Source organism: Nocardia sp. CA-135953, from assembly GCF_050955735.1.
Lineage (GTDB): Bacteria > Actinomycetota > Actinomycetes > Mycobacteriales > Mycobacteriaceae > Nocardia.
Genome location: NZ_CP192082.1, coordinates 4,104,195 through 4,125,340, shown reverse-complemented (window position 1 = coordinate 4,125,340; position 21,146 = coordinate 4,104,195). Strand labels below are relative to the sequence as shown.

The 21,146-nt window shown below is 63.1% G+C and carries 21 protein-coding genes; 7 read left to right on the top strand and 14 right to left on the bottom strand.

What is annotated here, in order from left to right; genetic code table 11:
- Positions 1-46: 46 nt before the first annotated feature.
- From ACQPXH_RS19160 to ACQPXH_RS19095, 14 genes are all read right to left on the bottom strand, one after another.
- Positions 47-373: an HNH endonuclease gene (locus ACQPXH_RS19160; protein WP_433597911.1), complete on the bottom strand. Its 327-nt coding sequence runs from the start codon at positions 371-373 to the stop codon at positions 47-49.
- The gene (locus ACQPXH_RS19155; RefSeq protein ID WP_433597910.1) at positions 370-1,110 is read right to left on the bottom strand and encodes a hypothetical protein; all 741 of its coding nucleotides are present in this window, start codon (positions 1,108-1,110) and stop codon (positions 370-372) included. The genes ACQPXH_RS19160 and ACQPXH_RS19155 overlap by 4 nt, the downstream gene beginning before the upstream one ends.
- Positions 1,111-1,587: 477 nt before the next feature.
- The gene (locus ACQPXH_RS19150; RefSeq protein ID WP_433597909.1) at positions 1,588-1,812 is read right to left on the bottom strand and encodes a helix-turn-helix domain-containing protein; all 225 of its coding nucleotides are present in this window, start codon (positions 1,810-1,812) and stop codon (positions 1,588-1,590) included.
- 540 nt (positions 1,813-2,352) lie between these two features.
- Positions 2,353-2,571 carry a hypothetical protein gene (locus tag ACQPXH_RS19145; protein WP_433597908.1) on the bottom strand — a complete coding sequence of 73 codons (219 nt, stop codon included), beginning with the start codon at positions 2,569-2,571 and terminating at the stop codon, positions 2,353-2,355.
- 108 nt (positions 2,572-2,679) lie between these two features.
- A complete protein-coding gene (locus tag ACQPXH_RS19140; RefSeq protein WP_433597907.1) occupies positions 2,680-3,216 on the bottom strand; it encodes a hypothetical protein in 537 nt (178 codons plus the stop codon).
- A gap of 194 nt (positions 3,217-3,410) precedes the next feature.
- The gene (locus ACQPXH_RS19135) at positions 3,411-5,051 is read right to left on the bottom strand and encodes a DnaB-like helicase C-terminal domain-containing protein (RefSeq protein WP_433597906.1); all 1,641 of its coding nucleotides are present in this window, start codon (positions 5,049-5,051) and stop codon (positions 3,411-3,413) included.
- Positions 5,048-5,524 carry a hypothetical protein gene (locus tag ACQPXH_RS19130; protein WP_433597905.1) on the bottom strand — a complete coding sequence of 159 codons (477 nt, stop codon included), beginning with the start codon at positions 5,522-5,524 and terminating at the stop codon, positions 5,048-5,050. The genes ACQPXH_RS19135 and ACQPXH_RS19130 overlap by 4 nt, the downstream gene beginning before the upstream one ends.
- Before the next feature lie 8 nt (positions 5,525-5,532).
- Positions 5,533-6,267: a helix-turn-helix domain-containing protein gene (locus tag ACQPXH_RS19125; protein WP_433603508.1), complete on the bottom strand. Its 735-nt coding sequence runs from the start codon at positions 6,265-6,267 to the stop codon at positions 5,533-5,535.
- A gap of 89 nt (positions 6,268-6,356) precedes the next feature.
- Positions 6,357-6,629 carry a hypothetical protein gene (locus ACQPXH_RS19120; RefSeq protein WP_433597904.1) on the bottom strand — a complete coding sequence of 91 codons (273 nt, stop codon included), beginning with the start codon at positions 6,627-6,629 and terminating at the stop codon, positions 6,357-6,359.
- Between the two features lie 54 nt (positions 6,630-6,683).
- Positions 6,684-6,971, bottom strand: coding sequence for a hypothetical protein (locus ACQPXH_RS19115; RefSeq protein WP_433597903.1), 288 nt, complete (start codon positions 6,969-6,971; stop codon positions 6,684-6,686).
- A gap of 113 nt (positions 6,972-7,084) precedes the next feature.
- Positions 7,085-7,408: a hypothetical protein gene (locus tag ACQPXH_RS19110; RefSeq protein WP_433597902.1), complete on the bottom strand. Its 324-nt coding sequence runs from the start codon at positions 7,406-7,408 to the stop codon at positions 7,085-7,087.
- 239 nt (positions 7,409-7,647) lie between these two features.
- Positions 7,648-8,100 (bottom strand): hypothetical protein, encoded by a 453-nt coding sequence (locus ACQPXH_RS19105; RefSeq protein ID WP_433597901.1) that lies wholly within the window; start codon positions 8,098-8,100, stop codon positions 7,648-7,650.
- Complete coding sequence (locus tag ACQPXH_RS19100; RefSeq protein ID WP_433597900.1) at positions 8,073-8,351, bottom strand: helix-turn-helix domain-containing protein; 279 nt, start codon at positions 8,349-8,351, stop codon at positions 8,073-8,075. Before ACQPXH_RS19100 ends, ACQPXH_RS19105 begins: the two co-directional genes overlap by 28 nt.
- A 993-nt stretch (positions 8,352-9,344) precedes the next feature.
- Entirely contained in the window at positions 9,345-10,718 is a 1,374-nt protein-coding gene (locus ACQPXH_RS19095; RefSeq protein WP_433597899.1) for a tyrosine-type recombinase/integrase, read from the bottom strand.
- A 547-nt stretch (positions 10,719-11,265) separates the two neighbouring features.
- On the opposite strand from ACQPXH_RS19095, the gene ACQPXH_RS19090 reads away from it, so the two are divergent.
- From ACQPXH_RS19090 to pgsA, 7 genes are all read left to right on the top strand, one after another.
- Positions 11,266-13,530: a SulP family inorganic anion transporter gene (locus ACQPXH_RS19090; protein WP_433597898.1), complete on the top strand. Its 2,265-nt coding sequence runs from the start codon at positions 11,266-11,268 to the stop codon at positions 13,528-13,530.
- A 280-nt stretch (positions 13,531-13,810) separates the two neighbouring features.
- Positions 13,811-16,066 carry a solute carrier family 23 protein gene (locus ACQPXH_RS19085; protein WP_433597897.1) on the top strand — a complete coding sequence of 752 codons (2,256 nt, stop codon included), beginning with the start codon at positions 13,811-13,813 and terminating at the stop codon, positions 16,064-16,066.
- A gap of 70 nt (positions 16,067-16,136) precedes the next feature.
- Complete coding sequence (locus ACQPXH_RS19080) at positions 16,137-16,562, top strand: TIGR02611 family protein (RefSeq protein ID WP_433597896.1); 426 nt, start codon at positions 16,137-16,139, stop codon at positions 16,560-16,562.
- Entirely contained in the window at positions 16,529-17,230 is a 702-nt protein-coding gene (locus tag ACQPXH_RS19075) for a (2Fe-2S)-binding protein (protein ID WP_433597895.1), read from the top strand. Before ACQPXH_RS19080 ends, ACQPXH_RS19075 begins: the two co-directional genes overlap by 34 nt.
- A 381-nt stretch (positions 17,231-17,611) precedes the next feature.
- A complete protein-coding gene (gene thrS / locus ACQPXH_RS19070; RefSeq protein ID WP_433597894.1) occupies positions 17,612-19,663 on the top strand; it encodes a threonine--tRNA ligase in 2,052 nt (683 codons plus the stop codon).
- A 69-nt stretch (positions 19,664-19,732) separates the two neighbouring features.
- A complete protein-coding gene (locus tag ACQPXH_RS19065; protein WP_433597893.1) occupies positions 19,733-20,332 on the top strand; it encodes an HIT family protein in 600 nt (199 codons plus the stop codon).
- 1 nt (position 20,333) lies between these two features.
- Entirely contained in the window at positions 20,334-21,017 is a 684-nt protein-coding gene (pgsA, locus tag ACQPXH_RS19060; RefSeq protein WP_433597892.1) for a phosphatidylinositol phosphate synthase, read from the top strand.
- The last annotated feature ends 129 nt before the right edge of the window (positions 21,018-21,146 follow it).

Here is a 21,146-nt window from a genome sequence, read left to right as displayed (position 1 = left end):
GGCGGAGCAGCTATGCCCCTGGGGCTCCCGGCGGCCCCGGTGGGGGTCATCCCCCCAGGGTATTGCGGCGGGGTTGCTCCGATGGGTGCGTCTCGGCTGGTCGTCGTCCGCGTTGGTTGCGTTCGCGAATGGCCTCAAGACGTTCAGCTTCGCTCTTGGCCTTGTGGTGTGGCTTGCAGAGTGTTTGCCCGTTGTCGAGTGTGGTTGTTCCGCCTCGATATGTCGGGATTATGTGGTCGGCTTCCACATCGCCGGCCTTAGGGGTTCCCTGATAGCCGCACTGGACGCAGCGATACGCGTCACGGGCCTTCACCCTGCGCGCCCAGCTCTGGTGTTCGGGTGTGCTGGTGCGGCCGGATCCCCAGCGGCTCATGGGTTGTCGTGGTCCTGGACGTTGATGGTGATGCCGGGTGTCAGGTCGGGCGTGTGGTCGTCTTCGGTCAAGGTGACTTCGTGTTCGAAGACGAGTGCGCCGACTGCGCCGATGCTGTGGGCGAAACCGGTGTTGCTCGCGAGTGCTTCGGCTTCGTCTTCGTTGCAGCGGTCGATGATGAGTGCGAATGGGGTTTCGCTGGCCTGGCCGAGGTGGCGCATGGGTAGCTCAAGTATGCGGAGTCGCATGGCCTTCGGGTTCTCGTTGGGTGTTGCTGGGAGGTGGTAGTGCTGAGTCCACGGATCTGTTTCGGCGGTCTGCCCTTGGATGCGGCGTTGGTGCAGCTCTGGCCAACCGAGTCGTTCGCTCATCTCGTTGAGGGAGAGCGCCGTGGGCGCAGGGAAGGGGCTCTCTGGAATGACCTCGATGTCACGCACGTAGAAGGTGAGGGTCACGCCGGTGAGTGCATCAGGCGCGTCGAGGTTGTTGAGGGTCGGCCCTTTCTCGCTGATCAGCCAAGGGAATTCCTGTCCGTCGACCAACAGCTTCTTGTTTGCCGAGTCCACCTCGACGTCCTTCGGGAAGAAGGTCACCGTCACGGAGGGCACCATGACTGAGGTGAAGAGGTTGTTGACGGTCAGCCCGTCTTCGTTGATGTACCAGGGGAATTCGGCACCGTCGACGAGGAGCTTCTTGCTGCGCAGGTCGATTGTGACCAGTTTGGGCATGTCCGGCATTGGGCGGTTCCTACTGGTGTCTGGTCACGCGACGTAGATAGTTGGCCGCAGTGGGGTGGGGTCGGCTTCGGCTTGGTCGTGCTTCTCGACGTCTGTGTCCTGGGCTGCGGCGTCTGCGTCTGCGGCAGCCTCTTCGGGGTCCTGGTTTCGGCGGGCGCGTGTCATTAGCTGAACAGTTCGAGGATGGCCAGGATGGCGCGGAGGGTTGTGGTGATGGTGTCGAGGTCGAAACTCATGTCTGTGTTCCTCTGGTTAGGAGATGTGGGTTAGGCGGATCAACGCCTGGACGATGCGCAGGGTGACTGCGTCGAGTAGGTCTTGTATCCGGCTGCGCATCAGAAGATGATCAGCTCTAGCGGATCTGTGCCGTCGAATCGCATGTGCCACGGGTAGATTCGGGTGGCGAGGTCGATGAGTTTGTTGGCCAGGGATTTACGCAGCTTTTTCATTGGTCTTCTCCGCGTTCTGGGGTGAGGCTCACTGAGTGCAGTTGCCGCAATATGTCTGGCATGTTGCGGGGCAACCCTTGACTTGCCGCTTCATCCATTCGCGGACGTCGTCTCGCAGATACCGGTATTGGCCGTTCACCTTGAAGCACTTCGGCCCCTTCTGCGGGGTCATGTGACGCCAGTTCGACAACGTCTTTGGCGCGTACCCGGTGAGGTCAGCGACTTGGCGAGGTGTGAGCCACTCGGGTTCCATCCTGGTGCCTCCTCCGCATCTTGGTTGCGGCGAGGGTAGTGGCTTTGCCGTAAGTCGCTGGGCCTATGCGGCAATGATGTTGCTGGAGTGGGTGTTTGGTTTGTCGGTGTACAAGGTCCCTGCCCAGACGCCGACGATGTTCTGTCCAGCTTCGTGGGATAGCTGCCTGTGGTACTGCTCGCATTGAGCGCGGAGGGTGCAGCTGCCGCAGAGTTCTGCGGCTTTTGTGTGCCGCTCCGGGCGGTTCTTTGGGGGTTCACCGTCGATTTTGTCGTCCCACAGTGAGCCGTGGTTTTCGCGCGCCCAGGTTTGGTGCGGTTCAGTCCGGCATGTTGCGTTAGACCATTGATCGCGCTGGCGGTAGGACATCGGGCTCCTGTAGTGCCGATGAAAAAGGAGAATGAGCCAGTTTGTATCGGAGATGGCTCAGCTCCGGCCCGCCTGCTTCCGGTTTCAGCGTTTAGCGGGGGCGTCGTGGGACACACCAGGAGCACGGTCCCACGAGGTTTGAAAGTCGCGTTTCAAACGCGACCCTTCGAGTTATGTGGCTCGCCCTGCTGCGTTCCTGGTTTGGTTTTCGTAGCGGGCGAGGTCGATGAGTCGGTAGAGTTTCCGGCCTTGTGGGTCTTGGCCTTGGGCTTCGATTTTGCCGAGGCTGGCCCATTTGCGGATAGTGGCGGCTTGTACGCCGAAGATTGTTGAGGCTTCGATGGTGTTGAGTAGGGAGTCAATTCCATCGGTGCTGAGGATCGCGTCCATGTGGCTCCTGCGGACGTCCGGCCCTGAAATTGCGTGTTGGCTGTTTTTGGGCAGCTTGAACTACACGCTCAGGTGTGAAATTGATCTTAACATACCGGTTTGCCAAATTCAGGCAGTTTCGCCGTTTCGATACAGAATTGTGTCCAGAATCACACGCGTATAGAACGGGTAATGTTCTTCAGGGATGACATTGCCGCAATTCCCGCACTGAATTACGTCATTTCCGGGCGCTATCGTCCGAAACAATGTGCGGAGGTCGCAAGCCGGGCACGGCGTCGGAAGAATCTGTCGCGGACGTGTCAGGCCGAGCCGGGAGCGAATCTGTCCGTGCAGATCACGCATTTCGGTAATGCGGTCCCGAATGTCCGGCAACACTGTGAGGTCCGTTATCCGGGGCTCCAGATAGTTCCATGCGGCCCGTACGCGGACGCGTTCGGATACCCAGGCGTCAGGGGCGAGGGATTCGCCGCGGAGCGCTGCGAGGTCGGCGTGGATCTCGTTCAATACACGGGCGATCTGCGCAGCGGTAACGCTTGACCATTCGGCCGGGTGTTGGCCGTACTCCCGTGTACGAGTGGTGCGTTCAGCTCGCTCGCGTCGCGGTGGTGTGGGCATGTCGGTGTGCAGATGGACCCAGTCGGCCACCAGCCAACCGAGCAGCCGGGCTAGGCGCCGCTGGCAGGGCTCGCAGATGCCGTCGCGGGTCAGCCGCGGGTTGCCGTCGATGTCGCGGCAATCCGGGTGTCGGCACGGTGCAATTCCCATAGGGTTTCTCCTGGTTGGTGCTGGTCAAGGGGTACACGAATTTTGTGTACCCCTCTGGCTTTAGAAGAGTTGAGTCACCCGATGCGGGCTTGGTATCCGCGCCAATCGAGCGTGATGGTCGTCAGTGGACCGGTCCTGTTCTTTCCGACGATGAATTCGACTTCGCCGGTCGGCTGGTTGTCGTTCAGTTCGTGGTGGATCAGAACGACTACGTCGCTATCTTGTTCCAGCGATCCGCTTTCGCGTAGTTCCGCGATCGTCGGTGGACGCTTCTCTTTCGTGGCGCCGCGGTTCAGCTGGCACGCGCTGACTACGGCGACGTCGAGTTCTTTCGCCATCATCTTCAATCCCCACGAGATGTCGGCGATCTGCCGTTCGCGCGAGAGCCTGGTGTCGGACGCCTTCAGCAATTGCACGTAGTCGACTGCTACGAAGTCGAGGCCCTCGGTGTGCTTGAGTTTTCGGGCCATCGCAGTTATCTGCTCGATGGTGATCGGCGATTTGTCGCAGATCTTGAGTTCCATGTCCCGCGCTTCGTCGGCATACTTGACGACTTTCACCCAGTTGCGTTCGTCGAGTTGGCGGCGGGTGATCTGCCCGTATTCGGCTTGTCCACCTGCGGCCATGATGCGGGCAACGATTTCCATTGTGCCCATTTCGACGGAGAACAACGCGCCCTTGTGTCCACGGACGCCTGCGTATGCGGCGATGTTGCTCAGCGCCAGCGACTTTCCGCCACCGGGGCGGCCTGCGAACAGGTAGGACCGTCCGGGGTGAAGCCCTCCGGAGAGGATGTCGTCGAGTTCGGGCCACGGCGTGGCAATGGTGCGGACCTGTTCGGGGGGCGCGTTGAGCCAGTCGAAGAACTCCGGGATGAGGGTGCTGAAGTCGCGCAGTCCGGAGTCTTGTGCTTGCCCGGCGTTGAGGGCGCCGAGATGTTTGTAGAGCCCGGCAATGACGTCTTCGGTGGGCAGTTCCTGCGCGGCAGCCAGCGCCTTTTCGAGCAGTACGACGAGCGGAGCTTTCTCGGATATGTGCACTTGGCTGATGTCGTTGAGCGTGAGACCGGCCGCGACGTGATCGGCGGCATCCTTGCAGCCTTCGCCAGCCTCCACCAGCTTCACCGATGCCGCGACGCCCTCAAGGATCTGAGATACCGTTTTGCCGCGCTTGCGGCCCGCCTCGTCCTTGTCCTGCCAGACGACAACGTTCTTGCCGGTCAACGCCGAGTAGTCCGCCAGGTGCGCCGACCCTGCGCCACTGCGGGCGGACACGGCGACGACCCCGAGGTGTTGCGTCAGTGCGATAGCGTCCTGCTCGCCTTCGCAGACATGCACCTCATCGGTGGCGTCGGTGATCAGATTTTGCTGGAACAGTTTGCCGCCCTTGACCTCGCCCGGCGAGAAGAACTTTTTATGCGCCGATCGGCGCGAGTATTTGCCGTCCGGGTACTGATACGTGACGTCACGGCGGTTGTCGTACAAGTCGCTGGGGTAGTTGAGTCCGACGCTGGTGCAGATGTCCTCGGCGGTCTCGCCCGCGAACCCGTACAGGACGACCTTGCCATCTGCGCCGTCGCTGACGTACATGATCGACACCGAGCGGTCCGCGCTGCTGTGCCCAGGCGCTTGGGCGTAAGCCTTGCCGTGCCCGTTGTCCTTGACGTGGAGGCCCTGCTCGCGGAAAGCGTCGACGACGCGTTCGTAAGCGATCACTGCTCGACAGCCTTGTGGCGACGCTTGAGGATCGCGGCAACGAGGGCGTCCCGGTTGTCGTTGATCCAGCGCGCGAGTTCGCGGACGAGGTACTGTCGGCGCTCCTCGCGGGGCACCGAGTCGGGGACCTCGAATTCGGGGGGCCGGATGCCGCTGTGCTCCTCGATCACCGTGGCATAGGGGAATTGGGACCACGTGTCGAGAAAGTGGTTCACGTGTTCGGGGGAAGACCAAACCGGCTGCGCTTCGCAGTAGGCGATAACGTCACCGGGCTTGATGGGGTAGGCGTTGGCCTGCTGGTAGTGGACGCGCACGGCCTCCAGCGCTTCTTCTGGCCAGACCTGCTGGCCCGTGAAGCAACGTGCCCATGCGCCAACGGTTTTGGCGTCGAACTTCAGGTTCCCGCGTTCGAGTGCATGAGCTTCTTCCAGCACATCCATTGCGAGGCTGGTCATTTCGGGGGTGGCTTTCATTGCGTCTCCTACGCGACTTCTCTGAGGGCTTGGGCGCGGATATCGGCGAGGGTGTCGGTCTCACGGCCGCCAGGGGCATAGTCTCGCCAGGCTTCATCGCGCAACCATTTGTCCGCCCTGGTGGTGAATCGGATACCCGCTGCGCGACGGTCGGGGTCGTCGCGGTAGCGGTCGGCGGCGGCGATAAGGGTGTCCTCGTCGACTAGGCCGGTGTCCACGACTTCGTCATACGCGGCTTGGGCTGCGTCTCGATCTTTGTGCTTAGGGAAGATCGACCACCATTCGGCGAACCTGTTTGCAGGCTTGGTCTTGAGTCTTGACAGGGCCGCCGGACGTTCTTGTGTGTTCCCTGTCGGTTCTTGTTTGTTCTCTTTATGTTCGGGTGACACGGGAGTCACCCCGTGCGACTCATCTGTCACCCCGTCGCGCTCATTTGTCACCCCGTGATGCTGGTTTGTCACCCCGTCGCGCTCATTTGTCACCCCGTCATCGGGATCAGAATCGTCGATTTCCGACTTGCTGTCGCCCTCTGTTATCACCAGTCGGTAGGTGTTCGCGCGCTTGTCGGCACGAACGTTCTTTGGCACCACGGATGATTCTTCGATGAGTCCCAGTTCGATGAGAGCGGCGAGGCAGCGTTGCACTTGACGCGCAGACATCTTCGATTCTTCAGCCAGTGTTTCGACAGTGGGCCACGCAAGAGCGGTCGACTTGTTCGCGTGGTAGGCGAGCGCATGGAGCACGCTCGCCAAGGCGTGCCCCGTAGGCATCCCTTTCGGGGTCGGTGTCGGAATGACTGCGTGTTCCATTGCCCATGCCACTGCTTGCCAACTCACGCCGCCGCCTTTCCGGTGTCGACCCAGCGGTCACCCGCGAGATCGGTTCGGAGTTTCGCGTCGAGTCGTTCGAGGTGGCCGCCGAGATCTTGGTACAGGTCCAGTAATTCGAGTTCGTCCGCTTCCTCGCTGCGCTCAATAAGGCGCTCGATTGCGGCGGTGAACATGGTCCGATAAGCGGACCGGAAGTAACGCCGCGAAGCGACTGTCGGCTGATAGCCACGCGCCCAATCATCAAGGTGTTGCTGAACGTTCGGCGACTCGCTCACTGCCGAATCTCCTTTTGTCGCTGGTCCGATTTGCGATGGGGGTTGCGCTGCTGGCTATGCGGCTGCGTTGAATTTGCGAACGCGCCCGTACCTGCGCTGCGTGAATTCGCTTTCTTCGTCAGCGAATCCGCTTTGGAGACCGCGCACGAATGCCCGCTTGAGTGAATGTTCCTGCGGCGTTTTTGGTTCACCGTGCTCGCGACGGAAGTTGGGATGCAAAACGACATACGGGCGTCGATCATCGTCGGGAACAACGATGTCACCGACGTGTCCGGACCGATCGAAGTTCGGCGAAACCTTTTGACCAGCAACAGTATCGCTGGTAGACTTATCCTCGTTCATGAGACTTCCCCTGGTTTGAAGGCTGCGGGTTGGTCAGGTTTCCTTGGTGGGGAAACTGCTTTAGTTCGGCTCAGGTGCTGCTACGCCTGAGCCGAACTCTTTTATTGCCTGTGTCAGTCGGATTCGACGGGCAGCCAAACGCCTACGGATGTATCGGTTTCGCTGGGGTTTTCGTCTACGTCTTCGCATGCCTGCGCGAGTAGCGTTTCCAAATCCTGTGCGGTTCCGTCTTCGACAGGAATCACGGTCACGCGTCCCTTTTCGTCGCGTTCGTAGCGGCCGATCAAACGTTCATTCTCGCCGTCGAATTCGACGATGACGGACTTGCCTTTGGCGTGCCCGACAGCGATACCGAAAATCACGATCGCGTCCTCAGCGTTAATCCCAAGGTTCACGGCGTGGCTGGTGATAGTGGTCATTGCATTGATGGACTTCATCGTCACTGAAGCTCTCCAGAGGGGTGCGAGACGAACCCGCAACGGGTGCGGGTGGGTGAGGGGACTGGACCCGCGGCTTGCGTCAGGCCCACGAATCCAGTTGTGCCGCCGCCGATGTCGGCCCGAGGGGCGAGCCGACAGGCAGCGTGAAGGGGTAGAAGCCTGGTTCGGCGACATAGCAAACGCGCTGGTCAAGCTCAATATTCAAATTCGAGTATTGGGCACCACCAGCTCGGATGTCAGTCGGTGGCTGGCGGGAAAAGTTGCACCGTCAGGGATGACGGTGGTGTCACCGTGACCTGATAGGTGCCACCATCGACACCAGGGTCAGCCGGACGGTGGCCCGAAATGACGTGGGGCACATCGACGGAAGGGTCGGGCGACCACAGGTAATCGAGGATCGCGCCGCGCTCGATCTCCACGCTGGTGCTGACTGGACGGCCATCCGAATAGACGCCCCATTGCCCCGGCAGACCGGCAAGGACGGCGTCCATCGCCTCAAGGTGTTCACTGAGACTGTCGAGTTCGGATTCGTAGTCGGCTTCCGCGCCGTCATCGCATGCGCTGGACCATCCGATCGAGTCGGTTGCCCACTCGATTTGAGACCGGGTGCGGTGCGCGAGCCACTGCAGCGCGTCAAATGCTGTGTACGGCAGTGGCTTTGTCACGCGGCACGCCGATTCGCGGCGCACTCACGGTCAACCTGGCGTTCGCTGGGCAGCGAGCGCCAGAAAGATTCCAAAGAGACCGCGTCGATCAGCACGGCGGACCCGTAGTAGCGGGCCGCCAATTTGCCTTCGCGAACCAAGCGTCGAACGGACGACTCGGCGATCGGGACGATCTGGGTGGCCTGTGCGGGTGTGTACGCGAGAGGGCGGAGCGTTGCTTGCGTATCCGCTCCGGCATCTGTCGGCCCCGATGCAGGGAAGGTAGTCTTGCGCATGCGCGTCTTGTTCTCCTTTGCTGGAGAGTGGGCGTTGTTGGAGTGGTGGCGACGCTTTCTTCTTCGCGGGAGGGGCGTCGCTCCACTGTCGTGTACTGACTTGTTCATTATGGTGCGAGGGACCGACGCGATCGGATTCTCGTGTAGGGCCTCGACGTATCGGTTGCTGTGCCGATGCCGTAAGTATGCCAAGACAGTTGGCATAAGCGCAAGTGGTTTGGCCAAGAGTTTTGGCCTACAATGGTGGCGTGACAGAACAGGCGGCGGGGGGCGACGCGCTCGACCAGGCGTTAGCCGAACTAACCCGCGCCGAGAAGCAGCTTCGCGATGTCTTCCTGCGGATGCTCGCCTCTGGCGAGCGTGGCGTACAGGCTGAGCTGGTGCGTCGAACTGGCCGTAGCCGAGAGTACTTTCGGCAGTTAGCCAGGGAGAATGGACTTTGAGGATCGCCTTCTCTGCGACGATATCGTCGTAGTAGCCTGCGTTGGCGGCCATCGATAAGGGCTGGGGCGCAGGTGCATCACGACGTTGTGCTTGCCGACCGTCTTGACGTGCACCTTCAGCAGCTCGGTGTCAAGCACGCCCCTCGTTTTGTAACGGCATGCGGATGATCAGACCGTTGGCCTGTCGTAGGGCCGCGATCTTCCGGGATCACGTTGTAGGCGACGAATTCGGCGACCGTCTTGATCGGGCTGTCAGGCTCTGGGAGAATTCGGCGTCCTTGACCTTCACGTTGTCGCTGGGGGTACGGAAGTAGAAGCGTGTCGGGGTTGTTGCAATACTTGAACTCCTCGGTCATGCACCCTGACTCCGTAGACCGCGTGCGCGCGGCAGCGTTCTGCTCGTGCAGGTTGCAGGAGAATTCCGGGCAGAACTCTCCGAGCCGTTCTGCTTGCAGAAGGTGCAAGCCTTCTTCTTCAGCGCCTTCTCGTCACGACCTTCTTCTCTGCGTACATGACCGTGGTGTGGTCCTCGTTCCAGAACGGTCTGCCTTCAATCTTCTATAGCCAGCAATGCGTCCAAGTTGCCGAGCGCCTGCCGCGCAAGAGTGAGGTCGACTTGTTGATAGCCGCGGGTCGTGACCACGCTCGCGTGCCCCAAAATCGCCTGAATGACCTTCGCGTCGACGCCTGCCTCCAGTAGCAGCGTCGCGGTGGTTCCGCGCATCGCGTGGACGTCAACAGGTTTGGCGATCTTCGCCGCCTTCTGCGCTGCCTTCCAGCCTTTGCGGTCGGCAGCATCCGAGATCGGCGTGCCGCGATCGGATGCCCAGATTAAGTCATGCGCGTTCGGAACCCACTTGTCTCGGTAGACCTTCAAGATTGCTGCCAGGGGAGCGGGCAGGGGTACGAGCCGTCGAGAAGTGCTTGTCTTCGGGCGGGTAAGCGCGGCGCCCTTCCAGAGCGGGATGTGCTCGAACCCTGCGCGCACATCGAACCGATCCGGATCGTCGGAATCTGCGCCAGGTTTGAGCGGCAACCACTCCAATTGCCACGCCAAATCGAGTGTTCCATTCTCCAAATCGACTGCACTCCAACGCATTCCTAGAACCTCTCCTTGGCGTCCCCCAAGCATCAGACCTGCCGCCCATCGTGTGACCAGGCTGTCGCCGTCGCGCATCGCTGCCAGCAGTACGGCGCGGGCTTCGGCGGAAGTCAGGGCACCGTGTGACTCGGAAAGCACCTGCGGTTTCGTCACCAGTTCGGCGACGTTGCGGTGAATCATGCCTTCGGAAACCGCGTCGCTGAGTGCGGCACTGAGAACGTTGTGCGCCTCCTCGACCGACCGTGTGCTGTACGGGATTTGCTTCTTCTCGCCGGTCTCCGGATCGCGGCCTGTGTAGGTGGATCCGAGGATGTGTTTGTGGAGGAAGCGCACATGCTCCGGCTTCAGCTGCGCGAGCTTACGTGTCCCGATGGCGGGGATGATCCTGGTGTTGATCGCGGACCTGTACGACTTCCACGCGTGCGGTTTCATCCGCGGCTTGGCGATCTCGTCGATCCACCGCAGCAACCACGCCTCCACGGTGAGCGTCTTGTCCAGCTGATCCATGCCCTTCGCGATCTCCTCGCGCAGCTTGTTCAACTTGTTGACTGCGGTTGCGTGATCCTTGGAGTAGACAGGCTTGCTCCGCCGGCGTTTCCCGTCCGGGCCGGGAGGAAGCTCGACACGCCCGGTCCACATCTGATCATCCTTGCGCTGATACAGCCCGCCCTCGCCCTTCGCACGGCGTGCGCGGTCGCGTTCCTTGTCGATCTGTTTGAGGGTGCGCTTGACCGCAGCAACGCGCTTGATGAGATCCGCTTTGGTCTCGGCGGTCACCTCGACCGACGCGATCCACTGGCCGTCTCGTAGTTCCATTTCCATCCCTCGGCTCGATGCCACTTGTCTTGACCAAGTGTGGCCTATAACTGTAGCCTGCAATCAATTGATCCAGACTGATTCAGACGTTAAATAGCCTATCTACCAGGGGAAATGAAGGGAGTGACCAGTGCCTGAATCGCGAGTACTTCCGCCTCACACGCGGAAGGTCGCTGGTTCGAAACCAGCTGGGACCACACATTGAACAAGGTCGGTGCACTGCGAGTGCCCGGCCTTCTTTCGTATCGGCGCAGTGTCCGCCACATCTCCGATCGATCCCGAACCGGGACACCCCTACTCGTGCCGTGACTTAGGTCACATTTTGATAGCAGTTAACCCCATTTGTAACGCAGGCCTTTCCATGCGCTTTGCGAAGTCTTTACTATTGCGCCTGGCCTTCGCGTCATGGGTCACTGCTTCACGAAGCCACTCCATGGAGAGCAGATGTAGCACCTAGCGTTCTCGGAAAGCTCGCCCGCCGCTCGCTTTCGATGCCAGTACATGTTCGACCGATGAACCGATCGGCTCCGTGCCGTTTCGGCGAAGGAGAATAATGTCCACCGACACCGATCCCGTACCCCGGACGTCGCCGCTTCCCGCAATTCTTCCAGCAAGTCTCGCCGCCGTCGGCCGCCATGACCTCCCCGCTTCGGTTGTGGTTTTCCTTGTCGCACTACCACTTTCACTGGGCATCGCGGTCGCCTCGGGCGCGCCGGTTGCCGCTGGACTGATCGCCGCTGTCGTCGGCGGTGTCGTCGCCGGGCTACTAGGTGGCTCGGCCGTGCAGGTCAGCGGGCCGACGGCCAGTCTCACCGTTGTCGTTGCCGAGAGCGTGCACCAGTTCGGTTGGGCCGCTACCTGTTTCATCACCGTAGGTGCGGGCCTATTGCAGATTATGTTCGGGCTCAGTCGCGTTGCGCGCGGCGCGCTCGCCATCGCACCGGTGGTGGTCCATGCGATGCTCGCCGGTATCGGCGTCATCATCGCGCTGCAACAGGTCCATATTCTGCTCGGCGGCAACTCGCTGAGTTCGTCGTACGCCAGCGTCACCCAACTGCCGCATCAGTTGATGTCGGTGCACCGTGGCGATCTGTTCGTCGGCCTGGTGGTGATCATCATTCTGATCGGCTGGAAATTCGTCCCACCCACGATCCGCGTCGTGCCGGGGCCACTCGTTGCCGTGGTGGTCGCGACAATCCTGTCGCTGATACTGCCGACCGATGTCGAGCGCGTCGTGCTGAGCGGTTCGCTACTCGATTCGATCGGTTTGCCCGCGATACCGTCCGGCAGTTGGTTCGCCGTCGCGACGGCCATGGTGACGATCGCGCTGATCGCCAGCATAGAGAGCCTGCTCTCGGCGGTCGCCGTGGACAAGACGCGCCCTGACCATCGAACCAATTTCGATCGCGAGCTGATCGGGCAGGGCTCGGCGAATGTGGTGTCGGGTCTGCTCGGTGGTCTGCCGATCGCGGCCGTGATCGTCCGAAGCGTTACCAATGCCCATGCTGGGGCGCGGACCAGGGTTGCGACGGTGCTGCACGGCGTGTGGATCCTGCTGTTCGCGGTCGCGCTGGCCGGGTTGGTGCAGCAGATTCCGAAGGCGGCACTAGCGGGGCTGCTCATCCTCGTCGGCGTACAATTGGTGAGGCTGGCCCATATCCGGTTGGCTCGGCGCAACGGCGATTTGTTCGTCTACGTGGCAACGGTACTGGGCGTGGTATTCCTGAACCTGTTGCAAGGCATGGTGATCGGGCTCGTACTCTCCTTTGCCCTGCTGCTGTGGCGGGTGGTGCGGGTGAGTATCCACGCCGAGCCGGTGGCCGATGCTCGCCGCTGGCTGATCACCATCGATGGCACCTGCACCTTCCTCGCGCTGCCCAAGCTGACCGCGGAACTGGCGAAGGTACCCGCCGCCGTGGACGTGACCATCGAGATGACGGTCGACTTCCTCGACCACGCCTCCTATGAGCTGATCACCGACTGGGCCGGTTTGCGTGAGGCCGCCGGTGGCACAGTCGATTTCGTGGAAATCGGCAGCGCGCGGATGGCGACCGCGGTGGCGGGCCCGCCCGAACGTGGGCGCTCGCGTCAGGTCATCGATGAGGTCATCGGGCCGTGGCGGCGGACGGGTAATCGGGAGGATCCGATCGCCGCGGGCATCGCCGCCTATCATCGCGGCCACGCCCATCTGATGCGCCCCCATCTCCACGGATTGCGCAACCGGCCCGACGCCGACACTTTCTTCCTGACCTGTGCCGATGCCCGCATCGTGCCGAATGTCATCACCAATAGCGGGCCGGGGGATCTGTTCACCGTTCGCAACGTGGGCAATCTGGTCCCGTCCGGTGGCAGCGATGTGTCGGTGGAAGCCGCGCTGGTCTATGCGCTGGAGAAGCTGGACGTGCGCGCGGTGGTGGTCTGCGGGCACTCTGGTTGCGGGGCGATGGACGCACTGCATCGGGAGGTTCGCGCGGGGCCGGGGCTGGGCGACTGGCTCGAGTACGCGCGGCCAAGCCTGGACCGGTTCCGGCTCGGGCATCCGGTCGCCGCTGCCGCGGCATTCGCCGGATTCGGCCCGGTCGACCAGCTCGGCATGGTGAATGTGGCAGTGCAACTGGAGCGGTTGCACGCCCATCCAGTGGTCCGTCGCGGGATGCAGGAGCGGGGAGTGGCGGTATCCGGACTGTTCTTCGATCTCACGACCGCCCGGGTGATCGAGGTGACCATGGACGGTATCGCCGAGTTCGACGACGAGTTGACGGTCGAAGCATTCGATGAGTTGGCCGATGTGCCCGGCGTGGCGGCCGAACCCGTCTAGTCGCCGAGTATCGGGTCGAATGATGCGGCCCGACAGGCGAACTCGGCACGTATGTGTTGCGTTTCACACCGATTCGGAGGTATGGATTCGAGCACTTGGCGGCGAGTTCTCAGGCTTTGCTAAGTCTTTACTAATAGCCTTGATGCGGTTTACATCTCGACCCATCGCTGTGTCGGGAACTGCTTCACCGCGAGATGCCGGTTCGCGGTCTGTGCCCTGCTGGACATTTTGATCGTCAACCGACCTCGGCGTTCGCGCCGAGTCGGCGAAGGAGAAGTCAATGGCTATTGATAGCGCTGTAGCCGCACCACCGTTACCGCCCGCTGAACAGGGCGAGGGCCATCGCAGTTCCGAACCTCTATCCGATCGATTGACATCGATCCTGCGCCACGATCTGCCGTCCTCTATCGTGGTCTTCCTGGTCGCGTTGCCGCTGTCCCTCGGCATCGCGGTCGCCTCCGGCGCGCCGGTGGCCGCCGGACTCATCGCCGCCGTCATCGGTGGCGTTGTCGCGGGCACGCTCGGCGGTTCGATACTGCAGGTCAGCGGGCCCGCTGCGGGTCTGACCGTGGTCGTCGCCGAGTCCATCAACCAATTCGGTTGGCGGACAACCACGTTCATTGTCGTCGCCGCCGGTGTGCTGCAAATCCTATTCGGGCTCAGCCGGATTGCGCGGGCCGCGTTGGCCGTCGCACCAGTGGTGGTGCACGCGATGCTAGCGGGCATCGGCATAACCATTGCGCTGCAACAAGTTCACGTGCTGCTCGGTGGGTCCTCGCACAGTTCCGCCTGGCACAACATCACCCAGTTGCCGTCGCAACTGCTGTCGCTGCACGGCGATGACGCCATCATCGGCGCGGTGGTCATCGCGATCATGCTCGGCTGGCGCCGGGTCCCCGCCAAAGTGCGGGTAGTGCCGGGACCGCTGGTGGCGGTCTTGGTCGGCACGGTGTTGTCACTGGTGCTGCCCTTCGAGGCCGAGCGAATCGTGTTGAACGGCTCGCTGTTCGACGCTATCGGACTGCCGCAGATCCCCAGCGGCAACTGGTCCGCGGTGGCGCTGATGATTCTGACCGTCGCGCTGATCGCCAGCGTCGAGAGTCTGCTATCTGCGGTGGCCGTGGACAAGATGCACACCGGTAAGCGCACCAATTTCGACCGCGAGCTGATCGGTCAGGGCTCGGCCAATGTGCTCTCGGGTCTACTGGGCGGCCTGCCGGTCACCGGCGTGATCGTGCGCAGCGCCACCAACGTGCAGGCGGGTGCGCGCAGTCGTGCTTCGGCCGTGCTGCACGGCTGCTGGATTCTGCTGTTCTCGGTCGTCCTGGCCGGGGTGGTGCAACAGATTCCGAAGTCCGCGCTCGCCGGCCTGCTGATCGTCATCGGTATCCAGCTGGTGAAGCTGGCCCACATCAAGATGGCCAGGCGCACCGGCGATCTGCTCATCTATGCCGTTACCATCCTCGGCGTGGTCTTCCTGAATTTGCTGGAAGGCGTGATCATCGGTCTGGCACTGGCTTTCGGGCTGCTGCTGTGGCGCGTCGTTCGAGTTGCCGTGGCGGCCCAGCAGATTCCCGGTTCGCCGCGCTGGCTGCTCACCATTGATGGTTCCTGCACTTTCCTCGCGCTACCGAAGCTGTCCGCGGAATTCGCGAAAGTGCCGGCAGGCGTCGACGTCACCGTCGAGATGACGGTCGACTTTCTCGACCATGCCGCCTTCGAAGCCATCGAGGATTGGGTGCGGCAGCACGAAAGCAGCGGCGGCGCAGTTGATTTCGTGGAAATCGGCAGTGCGCGGATGGCGCACGCGACCGCGGGGCCGCCGGCCCGCGGATTCGGGCGCGCTGTGCTCGACGAGATTCTCGGCCCGTGGCGCGGCGACGACGCGAATACCGACCGAGTGACCTCGGGTGTGGCCGCCTACCACCGCAGCCACGCCCATGTGGTGCGGCCGCACCTGGACGAACTGCGTGACCGTCAGGATCCCGATACCTTCTTCCTGACCTGCGCGGACTCCCGAGTCGTTCCGAACGTCATCACCAACAGCGGTCCCGGTGACATGTTCACGGTGCGCAATGTGGGCAATTTGGTGCCCGACAGCGGTGACGCGTCGGTGGAGGCCGCGCTGGTCTTCGCGCTCAACGAGCTGAATGTCCGATCCATCGTGGTGTGCGGGCATTCCTCCTGTGGCGCCATGAAGGCACTGCATTCCGGCACCGATGATGGACCGGGAATCGGACCGTGGCTCGCCCATGCCCATCCGAGCCTGAAGCGGTTCCGGCTCGGGCACCCGGTGGCGCAGGCGGCCGCGTCCGCCGGATTCGGTGAGATCGACCAGCTGAGCATGGTCAATGTGGCCGTGCAGTTGGAAACGCTGCACCGGCATCCTGCGGTGCGTGCGGCGACGGCCGAGCGTGGCGTGACGGTATCGGGGCTGTTCTTCGATATCGCCAGCGCACGCGTCATCGAGGTGACCGTGGACGGCCTTGCCCATATCGACGACACCGGCGCGCGGGTCACTCCGGAACTCGTCTGAGCCGACGACAGCTGGACCCGTCCGACCTGGCTCGGGCGGGTCCACGCACGTCGCTCGTAGGCTGATGGAGATGACCGTCGAGTTGGAATCCGAACCCACGCGCACCGGATGGCGCGCCTTCCGCGCCCGGCTGGCCGCGCGGCCTACGCTGAACCTCGCCTACCGGATCGGGGTCGCGGTGATCGGCATCGCGGTGCTGGTCGTCGGAATCCTGGCGATTCCCTATCCCGGACCCGGCTGGGCGATCGTATTCGCCGGACTTGGCATCCTCGCCACCGAATTCGCCTGGGCGCGCCGGGCGCTCGGCTGGCTGCGTGACAAGTACCGGCAGGGTATGGCGTGGTACTCCGCACGAGGCCCGGCCATGCGGGTGTGCGCGGCGATGGCGACCTTTGCGCTGGTCCTCGCGACACTATGGGTATTGGGAACATTCGGGTTGGTCGGCGGCTGGATCGGAGTCGAATGGCAGTGGTTGCACAGTCCGCTGGAACGGTGAACATCGTCCCCGGCCGCACCCTGACCGAACCGGACTGGCTGTCGGCACGCATCGCGGAAATGGGCCGCTCCTGGGGCACCGCCGAACCGCGCGTCTCCGGCACGCTCTGGTGGTGCATGGTCGCATCGGCACTGGTCGAACAACTCGCACGCGCCTACGCGAACGAGGAACCCGCGCCGGAGCCATTCCTGGACCACCTCGACTGCGAGGTCCGCCCGGACGGCGGCATAGAACGAGTCCACATCCACCCCGTCGCGGGTGCGGGCGCAGGACATGGTCTCGACGGTGACAGCGGTACACCGCACGAGTCCGCCGCGCTCGGTCACGCCTGCGCGAAGGCGTTGCGGGAGACTTTGGCGGCCGTGATCGGCCCCGTAGCGGCGGTCTCCGGTGCGGGAGTACCGTCACTCTGGGCGATTGCCGCCGATGCCATCGGGAACCGGGCACTCGATGCGGGGAATGCCGAGGCCGGGGCGCGGCTCGCGGGCGAGGTCGGTGGGAGGCTGCCGGTTCCGCGGTTCGTGGATGTCGGCGGGCGGACCTTTGTCCGCCGGATCTCGTGCTGCCTGGTCTTCGAGGTGCCCGGCTGCGAAATGTGCACCAGTTGCCCGAAGCGGCCGGCCGCCGAACGCACGGCGCTGCTGGCTCGGATCGCCGCCGAAAGCTGATCGCCCGCAAGGTATTCGGCGTCCACGCGAGGTACCTGAACGTGCGCGTTGGGCTGTGCGCGCCCGAGCAGAGCACACTCGGCGCAATCCGTCGAACCCGACGCCGGTTCCCAACGCGGCGGTTCGTGGCGCCGACGGGCGCACCGCATCGAACCGGCGGCAGTCGCATGACCGAACCGGCTGCCGGATGTCACGTTCTGGTCTCGCACAACGGCACCGGTCCACCCGCGACGTGGCGATCCGAGTCCATCGACGCGGGGCCTCCCGGGTGCCGATAGCATGGTCGCGCCGGAGCAATTCGCCTCCGACGATGACCCGTGGGCAACCGCCCGCACCAGCGCGGGAACACGCCCGCCAGCGAACGCCAAGGAGTCTCTCGCCGTGACCACCTCAGCACCAATCAGCCCAGTCGCCCTCGTTCGGGTGCCGGCCGGGACGACGGCGGGTGCCGCGGTGCGCGAGGCGGGGCTGCCGACGAAGGGGCCGGACACCATCGTCGTGGTGCGCGATGCGGAGGGGCTCAAGGATCTGTCCTGGACCCCGGACACCGATGTCGAGGTCGAGCCGGTCGCCGCCAATACCGAGGACGGCCGCAGCGTGATCCGGCATTCGGCCGCGCATGTGCTGGCCCAGGCCGTGCAACAGGAGTTCCCGGAGGCCAAGCTCGGCATCGGCCCGCCCATCAAGGACGGCTTCTACTACGACTTCCAGGTCGACCGGCCGTTCACCCCAGAGGATCTGGCCAAGCTGGAATCTCGGATGAAGAAGATCGTCAAAGGCGCGCAGCGGTTTTCGCGTCGAGTGGTCGAGGTCGACGACGCGCGTGTCGAACTGGCGAAGGAGCCGTTCAAGCTCGAGCTGATCAGCGATAAGTCCGGTATCGACGATCCGGAGGTCATGGAGGTCGGCGGCAAAGAGCTGACCATCTACGACAACCTGGACCCGCGCACCGGTGAAAGGGTCTGGGGCGATCTGTGCCGCGGTCCGCACATCCCGACCACCAAATTCATCCCCGCTTTCAAGCTGACCCGCAGCTCCGCCGCCTACTGGCGCGGCGACCAGAACCGCGAGGATCTGCAGCGCGTCTACGGCACAGCCTGGGAATCGCAGGAGTCACTGGACGAGCATCTGCACCTGCTCGAGGAGGCCGAGCGGCGCGACCACCGCAAACTCGGTCTGGAGCTGGACCTGTTCAGCTTCCCGGACGAACTCGGCTCCGGTCTGCCGGTCTTCCATCCCAAGGGCGGCATCATCCGCAAGGAGCTCGAGGAGTACTCGCGCCGCCGCCACGTCGCCGCGGGCTATGAGTTCGTCAATACGCCGCACATCACCAAGGGGCATCTATTCGAGGTCTCCGGTCACCTGGACTGGTACAAGGACGGCATGTTCCCGGCCATGCACCTGGACGCCGAACTCAACGAGGACGGCACCGTTCGCAAGCCCGGCCAGGACTACTACGTCAAGCCGATGAACTGCCCGATGCACAACCTGATCTTCCGCTCGCGCGGCCGGTCCTATCGGGAGCTGCCGCTGCGGATGTTCGAATTCGGCTCGGTCTACCGTTATGAGAAGTCCGGTGTCGTGCACGGACTGACCAGGGTGCGCGGCATGACCCAGGACGATGCGCACATCTACTGCACGAAGGAGCAGATGCACGCCGAGCTGACCAGCACGCTGCAATTCGTGCTCGGGCTGCTCGCCGACTACGGCCTCGACGACTTCTACCTCGAGCTTTCCACCAAGGATCCGAAGAAGTTCGTCGGCTCCGAGGAGATGTGGGAGGAGGCCACCGAGACTCTGCGCAAGGTGGCCACCGACTCCGGACTGGAGCTCGTCCCGGATCCGGGCGGCGCCGCCTTCTACGGCCCGAAGATCTCGGTACAGGCCAAGGATGCGCTCGGGCGCACCTGGCAGATGTCGACCATCCAGCTCGACTTCAACCTGCCCGAGCGCTTCAACCTGGAATACACCGCCTCCGACGGCACCAAGCAGCGGCCGGTAATGATCCACCGCGCACTATTCGGTTCCATCGAACGCTTCTTCGGCGTGCTCACCGAACATTACGCAGGCGCTTTCCCGGCCTGGCTCTCGCCGGTCCAGGTCGTCGGCATCCCGGTCGCGGAAACCTTTGCGCCGCATCTGGATTCGGTCATCGAGCAGCTGCAGGACGCGGGTATCCGCGCGCAGGTCGATCGCAGTGACGACCGGATGCAGAAGAAGATCTTCAACAACACCGCGCAGAAGATCCCGTTCATGCTGCTCGCCGGTGAGCGTGATGTGAACGCGGGCGCGATCAGCTTCCGCTTCCGCGACGGCACCCAGGTCAACGGCGTGCCGGTCGCCGCCGCGGTGGCCACGATCGTGGAGTGGATCGCGAACCGGGAGAACGCCTCGCCGACCGCCGAGGGTTTTGTGGTGAAGGGCCCGGAATGAGCAGTCAGTGCCTGGAGGAGGCAGCGGGCGTACCACGGAGGGCCCCGCACATACCAGATCGGATAGACCATGACTGAGCGCACGGTGCCGGACGGGCTCGTGGAGTTGAACGCGGACTCGGACGAACAGGGGAGCATCGTGGATACCGGTGCCGGTGAGCCGGATCGGTTGCAGCGGCTGTGGACTCCGTACCGGATGTCCTACATCGCTGAGGCCGCGACCGCCGATCCGAAAGACACCACGGGCCATCCGTTTACCGATATTCCCAAGATGTCGGATGAGGACGGGCTGGTCATCGCCCGTGGCGAGCACGTCTACGCGGTACTGAATCTGTATCCGTACAACCCGGGGCACACGATGGTGGTGCCCTACCGCAAGGTGGCCAACCTCGAGGATCTGACGCTCGAGGAGAGCGCCGAACTGATGTCGTTCACCCAGCAGGCGATTCGGGTGATGAAGCGGGTCTCGCGGCCGCACGGTTTCAATGTCGGCCTGAATCTCGGCGGAGTGGCAGGTGGTTCACTTGCCGACCACCTGCATCAGCACATCGTGCCGCGCTGGGGCGGGGATGCCAACTTCATCACCATCGTCGGCGGTGTGAAGGTCATGCCGCAGTTGCTGCGGGAAACTCGGGCGCTGCTTTCGGCGGCGTGGAAGGAAGTCGAGTAGGGTGCTCAGCTTCTTCGGCCGCGAGACGTTCTCCAAAGCGACTGCGCCGCTGGGCAGAGCGCTCGTCAGTACCGGACTCACCCCCAACGCGGTGACGGTGATCGGCACCGTCGCCTCGATCGCGGCCGCGGTCACCTTGTTCCCCACCGGACATCTGTTCTGGGGAACCATGGTGATCTGGCTGTTCGTCATGTTCGACATGCTCGACGGCGCCATGGCGAGAGCGCGCGGCGGCGGCACGAAGTATGGTGCGGTGCTCGATGCCACGTGCGACCGCGTCGCCGACGGCGCCATTTTCGGCGGGTTGGCCTGGTGGGCGGTGTATCACGAGAACAGTAGGCTGCTGTTCTTCGCAACCCTGGTGGTTCTGATTACCTCCCAGGTGATTTCGTATGCGAAGGCGCGCGCCGAGGCCAGTGGCCTTTCCGCGGACGGTGGACTCATCGAGCGGCCGGATCGGCTGATAATTGTGTTGGTCGGTGCCGGATTCACCGGTATCGGCGGGTATTGGGGGATCGAATGGCTGACCTGGGCCGTGCACGTGGCGATGTGGATTCTGGCGGTGTTGAGCATTATCACGGTGTTCCAGCGGGTGCTGGCGGTCCGGAATTCACCGGGCGCTCGGGACGTGATTCCGCCCGCGCCGCCGCAGAATCCCGCGGACGCGACGGAGTTGCCCTCGTGAGCGAGCGTCAGCGAGTGAACCATCAGCGCAGTGCGCCTTCGCGCACGACGGAGCCGAGCGTCAGCGAGGCGCGGTCGTGAGCGAGCGTCAGCGAGTGAACCATCAGCGCAGTGCGCCTTCGCGCACGAC

Bases quoted from the DNA above. Each gene is read 5' to 3' on its own strand.
- ACQPXH_RS19160 (WP_433597911.1), bottom strand. From the start codon at position 373: ATGAGCCGCTGGGGATCCGGCCGCACCAGCACACCCGAACACCAGAGC.
- ACQPXH_RS19155 (WP_433597910.1), bottom strand. From the start codon at position 1,110: ATGCCGGACATGCCCAAACTGGTCACAATCGACCTGCGCAGCAAGAAG.
- ACQPXH_RS19150 (WP_433597909.1), bottom strand. From the start codon at position 1,812: ATGGAACCCGAGTGGCTCACACCTCGCCAAGTCGCTGACCTCACCGGG.
- ACQPXH_RS19145 (WP_433597908.1), bottom strand. From the start codon at position 2,571: ATGGACGCGATCCTCAGCACCGATGGAATTGACTCCCTACTCAACACC.
- ACQPXH_RS19130 (WP_433597905.1), bottom strand. From the start codon at position 5,524: ATGAAAGCCACCCCCGAAATGACCAGCCTCGCAATGGATGTGCTGGAA.
- ACQPXH_RS19115 (WP_433597903.1), bottom strand. From the start codon at position 6,971: ATGAACGAGGATAAGTCTACCAGCGATACTGTTGCTGGTCAAAAGGTT.
- ACQPXH_RS19110 (WP_433597902.1), bottom strand. From the start codon at position 7,408: ATGAAGTCCATCAATGCAATGACCACTATCACCAGCCACGCCGTGAAC.
- ACQPXH_RS19100 (WP_433597900.1), bottom strand. From the start codon at position 8,351: ATGCGCAAGACTACCTTCCCTGCATCGGGGCCGACAGATGCCGGAGCG.
- ACQPXH_RS19095 (WP_433597899.1), bottom strand. From the start codon at position 10,718: ATGGAAATGGAACTACGAGACGGCCAGTGGATCGCGTCGGTCGAGGTG.
- ACQPXH_RS19090 (WP_433597898.1), top strand. From the start codon at position 11,266: ATGTCCACCGACACCGATCCCGTACCCCGGACGTCGCCGCTTCCCGCA.
- ACQPXH_RS19085 (WP_433597897.1), top strand. From the start codon at position 13,811: ATGGCTATTGATAGCGCTGTAGCCGCACCACCGTTACCGCCCGCTGAA.
- ACQPXH_RS19080 (WP_433597896.1), top strand. From the start codon at position 16,137: ATGACCGTCGAGTTGGAATCCGAACCCACGCGCACCGGATGGCGCGCC.
- ACQPXH_RS19075 (WP_433597895.1), top strand. From the start codon at position 16,529: ATGGCAGTGGTTGCACAGTCCGCTGGAACGGTGAACATCGTCCCCGGC.
- ACQPXH_RS19065 (WP_433597893.1), top strand. From the start codon at position 19,733: ATGACTGAGCGCACGGTGCCGGACGGGCTCGTGGAGTTGAACGCGGAC.